The sequence below is a fragment of the Buchnera aphidicola str. Ua (Uroleucon ambrosiae) genome (genome assembly GCF_000225465.1).
Classification (GTDB): Bacteria; Pseudomonadota; Gammaproteobacteria; order Enterobacterales; family Enterobacteriaceae; genus Buchnera; species Buchnera aphidicola_B.
The window spans coordinates 545,394-559,997 of the sequence record NC_017259.1 but is presented as its reverse complement, the minus strand read 5'-3'; the positions used below and the strand labels follow the sequence as shown (position 1 = coordinate 559,997).

General features: G+C 23.5%; 12 protein-coding genes and 1 tRNA gene. 9 read left to right on the top strand and 4 right to left on the bottom strand.

Features of this window, described 5'->3' with window-relative positions; all coding sequences use genetic code 11:
• Positions 1-200: 200 nt before the first annotated feature.
• Complete coding sequence (dnaB, locus tag BUAMB_RS02600; RefSeq protein WP_014500216.1) at positions 201-1,598, bottom strand: replicative DNA helicase; 1,398 nt, start codon at positions 1,596-1,598, stop codon at positions 201-203.
• Between the two features lie 472 nt (positions 1,599-2,070).
• Here dnaB and BUAMB_RS02595 point away from each other — a divergent pair, with 472 nt between their 5' ends.
• Positions 2,071-2,586, top strand: a complete 516-nt coding sequence (locus tag BUAMB_RS02595) for a single-stranded DNA-binding protein (RefSeq protein ID WP_014500215.1) — start codon at positions 2,071-2,073, stop codon at positions 2,584-2,586.
• Between the two features lie 62 nt (positions 2,587-2,648).
• Here BUAMB_RS02595 and bioH read toward each other — a convergent pair whose 3' ends face one another.
• Positions 2,649-3,422 (bottom strand): pimeloyl-ACP methyl ester esterase BioH, encoded by a 774-nt coding sequence (gene bioH / locus BUAMB_RS02590; protein WP_014500214.1) that lies wholly within the window; start codon positions 3,420-3,422, stop codon positions 2,649-2,651.
• Between the two features lie 108 nt (positions 3,423-3,530).
• On the opposite strand from bioH, the gene BUAMB_RS02585 reads away from it, so the two are divergent.
• From BUAMB_RS02585 to deoD, 4 genes are all read left to right on the top strand, one after another.
• Positions 3,531-4,109, top strand: coding sequence for an NfuA family Fe-S biogenesis protein (locus tag BUAMB_RS02585; protein WP_014500213.1), 579 nt, complete (start codon positions 3,531-3,533; stop codon positions 4,107-4,109).
• 157 nt (positions 4,110-4,266) lie between these two features.
• Positions 4,267-5,859, top strand: coding sequence for a peptide chain release factor 3 (locus BUAMB_RS02580; protein WP_014500212.1), 1,593 nt, complete (start codon positions 4,267-4,269; stop codon positions 5,857-5,859).
• 60 nt (positions 5,860-5,919) lie between these two features.
• Complete coding sequence (locus BUAMB_RS02575; protein WP_014500211.1) at positions 5,920-7,143, top strand: phosphopentomutase; 1,224 nt, start codon at positions 5,920-5,922, stop codon at positions 7,141-7,143.
• 45 nt (positions 7,144-7,188) lie between these two features.
• Positions 7,189-7,893, top strand: coding sequence for a purine-nucleoside phosphorylase (deoD, locus tag BUAMB_RS02570; protein ID WP_014500210.1), 705 nt, complete (start codon positions 7,189-7,191; stop codon positions 7,891-7,893).
• Positions 7,894-7,906: 13 nt separating this feature from the next.
• Here deoD and BUAMB_RS02565 read toward each other — a convergent pair.
• A tRNA-Ser gene (locus BUAMB_RS02565) sits at positions 7,907-7,991 on the bottom strand.
• Positions 7,992-8,305: 314 nt separating this feature from the next.
• On the opposite strand from BUAMB_RS02565, the gene aroK reads away from it, so the two are divergent.
• From aroK to trpS, 4 genes are all read left to right on the top strand, one after another.
• Complete coding sequence (gene aroK / locus BUAMB_RS02560; RefSeq protein WP_014500209.1) at positions 8,306-8,830, top strand: shikimate kinase AroK; 525 nt, start codon at positions 8,306-8,308, stop codon at positions 8,828-8,830.
• Positions 8,831-8,869: 39 nt separating this feature from the next.
• The gene (gene aroB, locus BUAMB_RS02555) at positions 8,870-9,952 is read left to right on the top strand and encodes a 3-dehydroquinate synthase (protein WP_014500208.1); all 1,083 of its coding nucleotides are present in this window, start codon (positions 8,870-8,872) and stop codon (positions 9,950-9,952) included.
• Positions 9,953-10,463: 511 nt separating this feature from the next.
• A complete protein-coding gene (rpe, locus tag BUAMB_RS02550; RefSeq protein ID WP_014500207.1) occupies positions 10,464-11,150 on the top strand; it encodes a ribulose-phosphate 3-epimerase in 687 nt (228 codons plus the stop codon).
• 26 nt (positions 11,151-11,176) lie between these two features.
• The gene (gene trpS, locus BUAMB_RS02545; protein ID WP_014500206.1) at positions 11,177-12,199 is read left to right on the top strand and encodes a tryptophan--tRNA ligase; all 1,023 of its coding nucleotides are present in this window, start codon (positions 11,177-11,179) and stop codon (positions 12,197-12,199) included.
• A 94-nt stretch (positions 12,200-12,293) separates the two neighbouring features.
• On the opposite strand, the gene tsgA is transcribed toward trpS, so the two are convergent.
• Positions 12,294-13,460: an MFS transporter TsgA gene (tsgA, locus tag BUAMB_RS02540; protein WP_014500205.1), complete on the bottom strand. Its 1,167-nt coding sequence runs from the start codon at positions 13,458-13,460 to the stop codon at positions 12,294-12,296.
• Between the last annotated feature and the right edge of the window lie 1,144 nt (positions 13,461-14,604).

Sequence of the window (14,604 nt, the reverse complement as noted above, 5' to 3'; positions counted from 1 at the left end):
TAATAACTAGTAACAGTTATTCAGTATTTAAAATATATTATTTTAATTATTTAATTTTTTAAATATTTTTTATAAAAAATTAATTTTTTATTGTGTAGTTAAAAAATTAAATAATTAAAAAAATATTTTCGTTATTCAATAATTGATTTTTTATTTATAAAATCAATGATAAATTAATTTTTTTACAGAAAATAGAATATTTAATCATATTTTGGACCTGCATAATTATCAAATCTAGACCAATGTCCATTAAAAGTTAAACGAATTGTACCAATTGGACCATTACGTTGTTTTCCTATTATAATTTCAGCAATGCCTTTAAAATCACTATTTTCATTATAAATTTCATCACGGTATATAAACATTATTAAATCTGCATCTTGTTCTAAAGAGCCTGATTCACGTAAATCAGAATTCACTGGTCTTTTGTCTGATCTTTGTTCTAAAGAACGATTTAGTTGTGATAATGCTATTACTGGAACTTGCAATTCTTTTGCTAATGCTTTTAACGTTCTAGATATTTCTGCAATTTCTAGTGTACGATTTTCAGATAGTGAAGGTACTCTCATTAGTTGTAAATAATCCACCATAATTAAAGTTAATCCATTATTTTCACGATAAATACGACGCGCTCGTGAACGTACTTCACTAGGAGTCAGTGCTGAAGAATCATCAATATAAATATTCTTTTTTTTAAGTAATATATTGATAGTTCCAGATATTCGAGCCCAATCTTCATTATTTAATTGCCCTGTTCTAATGTTTGTTTGATTAACTCGTGATAAAGAAGCTAACATACGCATCATAATTTGTTCACCAGGCATTTCTAAACTAAATATTAATACAGGTTTATCGTACAGCATAGCAGCATTTTCACATAAATTCATAGCAAACGTTGTTTTTCCCATAGAAGGTCTAGCTGCAATAATAATTAATTCAGAATGTTGTAAACCTGACGTTTTTTTATTCAAATCTTGATATCCAGTATTAATCCCTGTCACTCCATCATGTGGTGATAAAAACAATTTTTCAATGCTAGTAATTGTTTCATCAAGAATTTGTTCAATATTTTTTGGTCCTGAATCTTTTTTAAAGCGTTTTTCTGCAATTTTAAACACACTAGATTCTGCATAATCTAACAATTCTTCACTTTTTCTACCTTGTGTATCATATCCAGCATTAGCGATTTTATTAGCTACTAATATCATTTCTCTTACTATAGCACGTTCTCGAACAATATCAGCATATGCAGTAATATTTGCTGTACTGGGTGTATTTTTTGATAATTCTGCTAAATATGAAAATCTACCTACACTTTCTAATTTTCCTTTTTGTTCTAAAGATTCAGAAAGAGTAATTAAATCTATTGGATATCCTAAGTCAAGCAATTTTTGCATTTCTTGAAATATTAATTTATGAGGTTTACTAAAAAAATCATCAGCAACTACATGTTCTGAAACATTGTCCCATTGTTCATTATCTAACATTAATCCACCTAATACTGATTGCTCTGCTTCTAGAGAATGTGGTGGAATTTTTAATCTATTAATTTGATTTAAATATAATTTATTTTTAGTCATATTTATTGCATATACCATTATTTAGTGAATCTATATGAAATTATATCGTCATATTGCAATAATACACTTTCTATAGACTAATCTACTTGTAGTCGTTTTTAAAATATTTTGCATTTTTTTATCTATTATTTATATTTCATAAAATAAATAATAAAAAATATATTAATATACATCATATGAATTATTTTTATATTATAAGATTATTAGCTATTATTTTTTTATGTCATTCTTGATTAAATTTTTTAATATATTTTAAATATAGAATTTCATTAATAATTTATAATTAATAATATAAAAATTTTGATGTGATTAATATATTAATAATTAGAACTCATAAGATATTAATATTTAATAGGTTGAAAAATATTTAAAAAATAATATAGCATTTTTATAAGTTTGATTATATTAAATAAAATTTTTAAGATGTATAATTTAAATTAATATATTATGAGAATATTTTAAAATTGATTTAAAAAATGGAGTTTGGATTATGGCTAGTAGAGGTATAAATAAAGTTATTTTAATTGGACATTTAGGCCAAGACCCTGAAGTTCGTTATATGCCAAATGGTAATGCAGTAGTAAATATGACATTAGCTACTTCAGAAAATTGGAAAGATAAAAATACGGGAGAACATAAAGAGAAAACAGAATGGCATCGAATAGTATTATTTGGAAAATTAGCAGAAATTGCAGGTGAATATCTTCGAAAAGGCTCTCAAGTATATATTGAGGGAGCATTACAAACTAGAAAATGGCAAGATCAAAATGGCATTGAACGTTATACTACAGAAATTATTGTAAATATTGGTGGTACTATGCAAATGTTAGGTAGTCGAAATACTAATTTACAAACTTTATCAACTCATGAAAATAACAATATTGAAGAACAAATTAAAAAAACAGATCAAGTAGATTTTAAAAAAAATATAGTATCACATAACTCAAATAAAGATTTGGTTCACACGTCTTCAGAAATAGATTTTGATGATGAAATTCCTTTTTAAGGCTAATTTTTAAAAAAAATAATATTTTTTTTAAACAGCCCCAATTTTGGGGCTATATTTTTTTATTTTAAAAGCGACTTTTTGAAATTTAATAAAATAGAACAAAATTGATTTTTATTTGTAATAAATGGAGCATGAGCAGCTTTTTTTATAATTATTGAATGAGTTCTAGGCCATTTAGAATCAAGTATAGATGCTATTTTTTTAGGTATTAAATTATCTAATTCACCATATATTCTTAATATAGGTATTTTTAAATATGCCATGTCTACACGAAGATCAAATAAAAAAATAATTTCTAAACCATTATTTAATAATTCTATGTGAGGTGGAGATTGATAAAATATTTTTTTTAATATACTGATATCTTTAGAATGTTTTTTAGAATTTATTTGTTCTATATCTAAAAAAGTATTTATGGTTTGATGATATTTAGTTTTTAGATTATAATAAAATTTATGGATTATATGTTTTTTAATTCCAGGCCAGTTTTTTTTTTCTATAAAACAAGGAGAAGATGCTACATTAATTAAAGCTAAAGCATGTTGAGGGTAACATAATGCAAAATAATTAACAATTAATCCTCCAATAGACCATCCTATCCAAATAGCGTTTTTAGGCATTTTTTTATATAATATTTTAATAATTGTATCTATTTTTTCTGGTAAAAGATTTTTATTTTTTCCTGATCCAGGTAGATCAATTAAATAAAATTTAAAATCATATTGTAGTTGTTTAATAATAAACATCCAAATGTTTGAATTAATTCCCCATCCATTTAATAGAATTAAATTAATTTTTCCTGTTCCTATTGTATCCCAATGAAAATTATGCATGTTTTAACTCTTATAAAATATTCATTTAATATTAAATTTAAATTATCTTGTGTTTATTTTAATAAATTAGTAAAATTATTTATTAAAAAATTGATTTAAGTAATTCTTATGATCACTATTTCTAAAAATGCACAAAAATATCTTGTGTCGCTTTTATCGCATGAACCGATTGGAACTCACATCCGAGTATTTATATTACATCCAGGTACAAAAAATGCAGAATGCGGTCTAGCATTTTTACAAAAAGATGAAATAGATAATAATACAGATATTAAATTTAAATACGATAAATTTTTGATTTATATTAATAAAGAGATAATTAGTTATTTAAAAAAAGCAGAAATTGATTTAGTCACTGATCAACTGAGTTCTCAATTAACATTAAAAGCGCCGTATGCGAAAAATAATTACGCAATAAAACAATCTTCATTAACAGAAAAAATACAAAATTTTTTAAGTTTAGAAATCAACTCTAAATTAGAAATGCATGGAGGACAAGTACATTTAATTAAAATAGATTCAAATGGAACAGCTAAAATAAGATTTAGCGGTGGTTGTAATGGTTGCTCAATGATTGGATTGACTTTAAAAGAAATAGTAGAAAAAAAATTATTATCAACTTTTTCTGAAATTAAAAGAGTAGATGATGCAACAGAACATACACGTGGAGAACATTCATTTTATTAGTTTTCAATAGAAAATATTGTTCTTTTTTTTACAGACTCTATTATTCAATAACATATTAAATATTTCTAAATATTATCATTCATATCTTAATTTTTTTTTTCAATTATTTATTTTTATATTTTAATTTTTTATTAAAATGTGTTAAATGAGCATATATATGTTTGACAAAACTTATACAAAGGAATTAACTAAAAGAAGAACTTTTGCTATTATTTCTCATCCTGATGCTGGAAAAACTACTATTACCGAAAAGATGTTATTTTTTGGAAAAGCGATTCATATTTCTGGAGTTATTAAAGGTAGAGGAAATCAAAAATATGCTAAATCAGATTGGATGAATATTGAAAAAGCACGTGGTATTTCTGTTACTACTTCTGTTATGCAATTTACGTATAAAAATATTTTAATAAATTTATTAGATACTCCTGGTCATCAAGATTTTTCAGAAGATACATATCGTATTCTTACTGCAGTAGATTGTTGTTTAGTTATTATTGATGCAGCTAAAGGTATAGAAGAGCGAACCAAAAAACTCATAGAAGTTACGCGCATTCAAAATACTCCGATTATTACTTTTATCAATAAATTAGATCGTGATAGTCGCGAACCAATATCATTACTTGATGAAATTGAAAAAGAGTTAACAATGAATTGTGTTCCAATTACCTGGCCAATTAGTTGTGGAAAAAATTTTCAGGGTGTATATCATTTGTATGAAAAAAAAATTTATTTTTATAAAAATAAATTAGTAAAAAAACAATCATTTTTTCTTGATGATTTTACTGATTTTTCTAATTCTGTATTTTTAAAAAAAATGATTGGATCAGATTTATATGAATATATTTATCAAGAATTAGAACTAATTATACATATATATTCTAAATTTAATCATAAAAATTTTTTACAAGCAATCGATACACCTATTTTTTTTGGTAGTGCTTTAGGAGAATTTGGTATTGATCATATATTAAATAGTTTAATAAATTGGGCCCCTTCTCCTTTATATCGTAAAAGTAATAAACGTCAAGTGAATCCTCAAGAAAAAAAATTTACAGGTTTCATCTTCAAAATACAAGCTAATATGGATTTAAAACATCGAGATAGAATAGCTTTCATGAGAATTGTTTCAGGACAATATAAAAAAGGAATGAAATTAAAACATATAAGAATTAAAAAATATATCACTATTTCTGATGCGTTTTCTTTTTTAGCTGGAGAAAGAATATCAATTAAAGAAGCTTATCCTGGTGATATTATTGGATTACATAATCATGGAACAATTAAAATTGGAGATACTTTTACAGAAGGAGAAGATCTGAAATTTATTGGTATACCGATTTTTGCTCCAGAAATATTTCGTCAAATTTGTTTACAAAATCCATTGAAACAAAAACAATTAAAAAAAGGTTTAATAGAACTATCTGAAGAAGGAACAATTCAAGTCTTTCGTCCAATTATGAATAATTATTGTATTTTAGGTGCTATTGGAATCTTACAATTTGATGTAGTAATTGAACGTTTAAAAATAGAGTATAATATCGATGCAATATACAAAAAAGTTAATATTATTCTTGCTCGTTGGATTAGATTTAAAAATGATCATAGTATTAATGATTTTAAAAAAAAATATAGTTCTTATATAGCTTATGATACGAATAACAGTTTGATATATTTAGCACCTAGTGTTGCAAATTTACATATTGTTATGACACAAAATACTGATATTTTTTTTGATAAAATACGAGAATAAGAATAATTTTAAAAGTTTTAAAATAGTTATATTTTGTAATATATTCTTGGAATTTTAATTATGAAACGAATTTTTTTAATTGTTTTAGATTCTTTCGGAATTGGTTTTAGTTCTGATGCCTATAAATTTAACGATGTTGGTGCAAATACATTTGCTCATATAGTAGAAAAATGTTTTTTAGGTCAAGCAGATATAAACAGAAAAGGTGCTTTATATATTCCAAATTTAATTAAATTAGGAATCACTCATGCTGCAAGAGCTGCATCAAAAAAAAAATTATTAGGATATAATAATAATTTGAATGTTATTGGTAGTTATGGTTTTGCTAGTGAAATTTCTTCTGGAAAAGATACTACTTCTGGTCATTGGGAAATGGTAGGTGTTCCAGTTCTAGATAATTGGTGTTATTTTACAAACAAAAATAATAGTTTTCCTAAAGATATTTTAAATTATATTATTTGTTCTTCCAAACTCACAGGTTGTCTTGGAAATTGTCATGCATCAGGAACTGATATTATTAGTGATTTAGGAGAAGAGCATATTAGAACTAAAAAACCTATTATATATACTTCATCAGATTCTGTTTTACAAATAGCATGTCATGAAGTTTTTTTTGGTTTATCTAATTTATATACATTATGCAAAAATATTCGTATTTTTTTGGATAAAAACAAATATAAAGTTGCACGAGTGATTGCAAGACCATTTATTGGTCATAAAAAATCAGATTTTCAACGTACAGGCAATAGACGTGATTTTTCAATGAAACCTTTTTCTACTACAGTTATGCAAAAATTAATTGATGAAAAAAAAGGACAAGTAATTGCAATTGGTAAAGTATCTGATATTTATTCCGGAGTAGGAATTAGTAAACATATTAAATCTACAGGTTTGAATGAATTATGTCATAATACTATTGAAGAAATAAAAAAATCTAAAAATAATACTATGGTTTTTACTAATTTAGTAGATTTTGATTCGAATTGGGGGCATCGTCGTGATGTTGCTGGATATGCTAAAGGATTAGAGTTTTTTGATAAAAAATTGTCTCAAATAATAGATTTAGTACAAGCAAATGATATATTAATTTTAACTGCAGATCACGGATGTGATCCGACATGGACAGGTACTGATCATACTCGTGAAAATGTTCCTATATTAATGTATTCACCTAATCTTGAAAAAAAATTTTTAGGTCATCGAAAAACTTTTGCTGATATAGGTCAGACTATTGCAAAATATTTTTTATTGTCTAATATGTCATATGGTGAAAGTATGTTTTAAATATTTAGTTTGTACTTTTCTTATATTTTAAAAAGGAATCAATTAGTGTCTACACCTCACATTAATAGTAAAAAACATGATTTTTCAGATATAGTGCTTATGCCAGGAGATCCAGTACGAGCAAAATATATTGCTGAAAAATATTTAAATAAATATGTTCAAATTAACAATACGCGTTTAATGTTGGCTTATACTGGATTTTATAAAAATAAAAAAATATCAATAATGAGTCATGGAATAGGTATTCCGTCCGCTTCGCTTTATAGTCGAGAATTAATTACTGAATTTAATGTAAAAAAAATTATTCGTATAGGAACCTGTGGTGCTGTACGAGATGATATTAATTTACGTGATATAGTTATCAGTATGGGTGCATGCACTGATTCTAAAATTAATCGAATAAAATTTAACAATCATGATTTTGCTGCTATTGCAGATTTTGATATGCTTTTTAATTTAGTTAAAATTTCAAAAAAAATGAAGATTCCAGTTTTTGTTGGAAACTTTTTTACTACAGATTCTTTTTATAATGAAGATATCAATATGCTTAATCTTTTAAAAAAATATAACATTATTGGTGTAGATATGGAAACTGCAGGAATATATTCTGTAGCTGCTGAATTACACACACAAGCATTATCAATATGTACAGTATCAGATCATATTCTTAAAAAAGAATGTCTTTCATCTGAAGCAAGAGAATCAAGTTTTAATGAAATGATTGAAATAGCTTTAGAATCTACTTTATAAGAAATATTTTTTTTGGTGAGAAAGGGATTCGAACCCTTGATACGTTTCCATATACACGCTTTCCAGGCGTGCTCCTTAAGCCTCTCGGACACCTCACCGATTTTTTTATACATTTTAATAAAAAGATATAAACTGCGTCAAGTTTTAATTAAATTATTTTTAAATAATTTTGAAAATATTTTGTATAAAACGTTTTAATATATTTTGATATTTAAATATCAATATTATTTTTAAATAAAATTAGAAAAAACCATACTAATACTGATAGAATATATTTTATTTAAATAAAATATATTTTTATAATAATACATTGCTTACTAATATTTTATTATAATATATGTTTATTTCCCGCCAGTATAATATTCTGAGCAACTGGCATTGTTAACGAATTATCTTAGTAATAAAAAATAATATGACAGACAAAAAAAATATTTTTCTAATTGGACCTATGGGTGCTGGAAAAAGTACTATTGGTCGTCAATTAGCTCAACAATTAAATATGGAATTTTTTGATTCTGATCAAGAAATCGAGAAACGTACTGGAGCTGATATTAGTTGGGTTTTTGATGTAGAAGGTGAAAATGGTTTTCGCTTAAGAGAAAAAAAAATTATTGATGAACTAACTTCTAAAAAAGGAATTGTGCTTGCTACAGGAGGAGGTTCAGTAAATTTTAAAGAAAATCGTAATTTTTTATCTGCTCGTGGAATTGTTATATATTTAGAAACTACAATTGAAAAACAATTAGCTCGTACTAAAAGAGACAAATCAAGACCTTTATTACAAGTTTCTACTTCTCATCGTATTATATTAGAAAATTTAGCTAATGAAAGAAATCCTTTATATGAATCAATTGCAGATATAAAAGTGAAAACTGATGAACAAACTGCTAAATCTGTAGCTTTTAATATTATTCGTTTATTAAAAGATATACAATAAAAGTCTTAATATTAAAAATGAATGGAGCATTGAAATATTGTGGAACGATTAAAAGTTGTTCTAGGAGCACGTAGTTATCCTATTAGTATAGGTTTTGATATTATTCAAGAAGATAATATTTTCTGGCCTTTAAAACCTGGAAATCTAGCTATGCTAGTTACAAATAAAACACTAGCTAATCTTTTAAAGGATCGAGTTCTTTTTCATTTAAGAAAATCAGGAATTAAAATAGATCAGATAATTTTATCTGATGGCGAACAATACAAAACATTAAACGAAATGGAATTAATTCTTTCTGCATTATTAGAAAAACAACATGGTCGTGACACAACATTAATTGCATTAGGTGGTGGTGTTATAGGAGATTTAGCGGGTTTTGCAGCTTCTATTTATCAAAGAGGTGTACGTTTTATTCAAATTCCTACTACACTGTTATCTCAAGTAGATGCTGCTGTTGGTGGTAAAACAGGTGTTAATCATTTACTTGGAAAGAATATGATTGGTTCGTTTTGGCAACCATCTTCTGTCATTATAGATATTCATTTTTTAAAAAGTCTTCCTTATAATGAATTAATATCAGGCATGGCTGAAGTTATTAAATATGCAATTATTTTAGATCAACAGTTTTTTTGTTGGTTAGAAGATAACCTTAAAGAAATATTATTATTAGATCATCAGGCAATGTCTTATTGTATAAAAAAATGTTGTGCATTGAAATCACAGTTAATTTCTTTAGATGAACGAGAAAAAAATTTACGAGCGCTATTAAATCTAGGTCATACATATGGACATGCTATTGAAGTTCATGCAGGATATGGAAATTGGTTACATGGAGAAGCTGTTTCGGTAGGAATTGTTATGGCAGCACGTACTTCTGAATTGCTGGGATATCTTAAAAAAAGTGATTTTAGAAGAATATTAACATTATTAAAAAGAATAGGTTTACCTGTTAAAGGTCCGAAAAATATGTCAGCAGCTTCATATATTCCTTATATGATGAGAGATAAGAAAGTAATTTCAGGAGAAATTAGGTTAGTTTTACCTGTATCTATTGGAAAAGCAAAAATTTATAATAATGTAGATAAAAATATTATTTTAAGTGCTATTAAATATTCTCAATGATGATTGTTAAAATATTTATATTATTTTATTTATAGAATATATTTTCTTCTATAGTTTTATTTTGTCTTGATTTATTAATATTAATTATATACTTGATATATAAATATAATATCAAATATATAAAAAATATTTAAAAGTGTATTAATAATATTTTGTATATATTCTATTACTAATATATTCAACTATAAAAATAAAACTATAGAAAATAAGACATAATAAGATTATTAATATGTTAATAAAGTCTTTGTTAATATATAAATATTTTAAGTAATAATATATTTTCTAAATATTTATATAATATACTTTATAAGATCATAAATATCATTTGTTATGTTTCTAAATATTATTTTTATAATTAAATTTTTATACATATTTAATATTTAATTTGCATAGAATTCACTGTAAATATAAAATTTATTCTATTTTATTATATTAATCTTTTTTAGTGTAATTTTTAAATAATATATTACTATTTTATTGATTAATATATATCATAGACAGGACAAATAAAATGCAAAAGTTTTTTTTAGCTCCCTCAATTTTATCTGCTGATTTTTCACGTTTAGGAGAGGATACAAAAAAAGTAATAGATGCAGGAAGTGATTTAATACACTTTGATGTTATGGACAATCATTATGTCCCTAATTTAACTATGGGACCCATGATTTTGCAAGCATTACGTAATTATCATATTAAAGTTCCTATTGATGTTCATTTAATGATTAAACCAGTAGATAATTTAATTCCTTTATTTGCTAAAGCAGGAGCAACATTTATCACTTTTCATCCAGAATCTACGCTTCATGTTGAACGAACATTAAATTTAATTAAAGAAAATGGATGTAAAGCCGGGTTAGCAATTAATCCAGCAACTCCACTCAATGTTTTAGATTATATACTAGAAAAATTAGATTTAATTTTATTAATGTCAGTTAATCCAGGTTTTAGTAATCAATCTTTTTTACCATCTACTTTCAATAAAATACGTGAAGTTAGAAAAATTATTGATTCTAATTTTTTAGATATTCTTTTAGAAGTAGATGGAGGAATCAAGTTAGAGAATATTGCTGAAATTGCATTTTCTGGAGCAAATGTTTTTGTAATTGGTTCGGGATTATTTAAATATTCGAATTATGAATTAATTATTAAAAAAATTCGAAAAGAATTGAATCACGCTTATTCAAGATTTATCCATTAATTATTTTAACAAAATACAGGAAACATATGATTCTTAATAAACCCGTTTTATTTAGTGCAGTACAACCTTCTGGAAATTTAACTATTGGAAATTATATAGGTACCATGCGTCATTGGTCTAGTATGCAAAATAATTATGACTGTTTATATTGTATTGCTGATTTACATGCATTAACTAGTATAAAAAACAATATATTCAGTTTAAATACACTAATATTAGATACGTTATCTTTTTATTTAGCTTGTGGTGTAGATCCTAATAAAAGTATTATTTTTATTCAATCTCATGTACATCAACATAGTCAATTAAATTGGATTTTAAATTGTTTTAGTGAATTTTCAGAATTATTACGCATGACACAATTCAAAACAAAAATACATGAAAAAAAGACTTCTGAAAAAACAATTAATGCAGCTTTATTTAATTATCCGATTTTAATGGCTGCAGATATTTTATTATATCAAACTAATTTTGTTCCAGTAGGACAAGATCAAAAACAACATATAGAATTAACACGCAATATCGCTCAGCGTTTTAATAATTTATATGGTAGTATATTTACATTACCTGAATCATTAATTAGTCAATATGGTTCTAAAATTATGTCTTTATTAGAACCAAAAAAAAAAATGTCCAAATCTGATATAAATTATAAAAATGTAATTTATTTATTAGATGATATATATTCTATTAAGTTTAAGATAAAAAATGCTGTTACTGATTCAGAAATACCATCTAAAATATATTATGATATAGATAAAAAACCTGGGATTTCAAATTTATTAGAAATTCTTTCTGCTGTTACTCATAAAGATGTCAAGATTTTATTAAAAGAATTAGACGGTGTCATGTATTCTGAATTTAAAAAAATTGTTATTGATTATGTGTCTAAATTTTTAAATAGTTTACAAAAATCTTATTATAATTATCGTAGTAATGAATCTTATTTAAAAAAAATAGCTTATGATGGTGCGATTAAAGCACAATTAAAATCTAAAAAAACTTTAAAAAATATATATGATAAATTAGGTTTAATTAGATTTCATTAACTATTCAAATAAACCAGAATAATTTTTTCTAGTTTATTTTTTAAAATTTATAATGTATTTAAATATTAATAAAAATATATATTTGATAATATTTTTATTTTATTTTTTGATATTTTGTGTTGTAATAAATTAATAAAGATAACAAGAATACTATTCCGTATGATATGTTAGCATGAATTAAAGTAGTATATAATCCTTTATATTTTACTATTGGTCCACTGACAATAAATGTAAGTAAAGTTCCAATTGTTCCAAATAACAAAATAACATTTATTAATTTAGGAGAAGGGTGTTTTGTTTGTAATGATGCTATCGTAATAATTATAGTATAAATTGCGCTAGAAAAAAAACCTAAACTAATAATTATATATTGTTGTTTTATAAAACTTTCACTATGAATAAAAAAATACATTAGTACAGTTGAAATACCAGTTAGAAACATAAAGATACGATGTAAATTAAAAAATTTAATAACAAAACTAAAAAACCACATACCAAGCATATAAGACATCCAGAAACTACTTACTAAAGTACCAGTTTTTTTAATATCTATATGCATAATATTTGTAGAATATTGAGGCACCCATGATATGAAGCTTAACTGTCCTAAAATATAAAATAGTGCTGAGATAGATAATAAAAATATATTTAAATTCCATTTTTCTTTTGTTTCTTGAACATTTTTAATATTCATTTTAAATTTATCAAAATTTAAATTTATAGTAAGAACAAAAATTAAAACATAGATTATTCCTATACATATATAAGTCCAATACCAAATAATTTTTTTTTCTAAGAGATAAGCTGTAATAATTGGAAATATCATTCCAGACATACTAAAAAAAGAGTCAGTTAATAATAATTTTGCGCTTCTTTTAGAATCTAAATATAAGTGAGTAATAATAAATGTTCCTATTGACATTGTAATTCCACTGACTAATCCTAAAATAAACATATTAATTGAAAAAAATAATAAGCTACGACATAATACTATTCCAATTATAGCTAAAATAGTAAGTATAAAACCAAATATTAGTTGTTTTTTTAATGATATAATATCTATTAACCAAGAATTTAAAAATATTGCTGTTAATATACCTGCGTTTAAAAAAGTAAACGTATTGCTCATTTGAGATACAGATAAATTAAAATAATCAGAAATATCACCTATAATCATTCCTGTAACTACAACTAATGCGCCTGTAAAAGCATATGACAAAAAACTAATCCACGTTAGTCCTATTCGATTTATATCTTTCATTTTTTTTACCTTTTGATAAATTTTTATAATAATATTATAAATATATTATTTTTTATAAAATAAAATATACAGATAATAAAATATAACAATAATTTCTTATATATATTATTTATTTTATTACTTACTAAATTACACATGGATAAATGTTTCAAGCATCATAATTAAATGAGTTTAATTTTAATAAAATATCATGTATATTTTATTATTCACTTAAAATTTTTATTTTTTTAATAAAAAATTTTGTAATTTTTTTTGTTATAAAAAAACTTTTTTATAAAAATGAAAAATCAGGTAAAGAGTATAATTTTATATGTTTTAGTAAAAATCTATTATTCATTAGCTATTAATATGAACTAAAATGGTTGTTTTTATGAATGTTTTATTATGAGTTTTTAAAACTTTTTTTTAGAAATATATGAAAATGATTATATATCATCTAGTTGATAATAACATTTATGTGGATATTAATGAACATACTGAAAATAAGATAAATTAATATTCAGTCAGATGACTTTATAGAAAATATATTATGAAATGAATATAAAAATATTTTAACGTTAAGAAAATATAAATAAATATTAATCAATGATAAATCTTATATATTCTTTTCTAGATATTGTACTTTTTCTTAATTTTTCGATAAATTTTTTTTAATTATTTGTATGTGAACTATAGATTATTTAGTATTTTATAGTTATAAAATTATCAATAAAATATATTTTATGTTTTAATAATCTTCTTTTTATATCTAAAAATTTTTTGTTAACATTATGCTTATCCATATTATTAATTTTTTAAAAATATAATATTAAAATAAAGTTATAAAAAAATAATTTTTTTAAAATAATAAATAATTCACCAATAATTTGATTTATATTAAAAAATAAATAATTGAAAGATGATTCATAAAGATAATAATTTTATAATGTTGTTTATTATTAATAATATATTGTTTATTTTTTATACATATTATTTTAAGCATATCGTAAAATGCTATTTTTTCCATACCATATTTACACTCATCATAAAATAATTTGATATGATTATAATCATACAATTATTTATCGTTTTTTTTAAAAAATATTTTAAATATAGTTAAAACAAAAAAATTTATAGTAATATTATGTATTTAATATAAGGAATA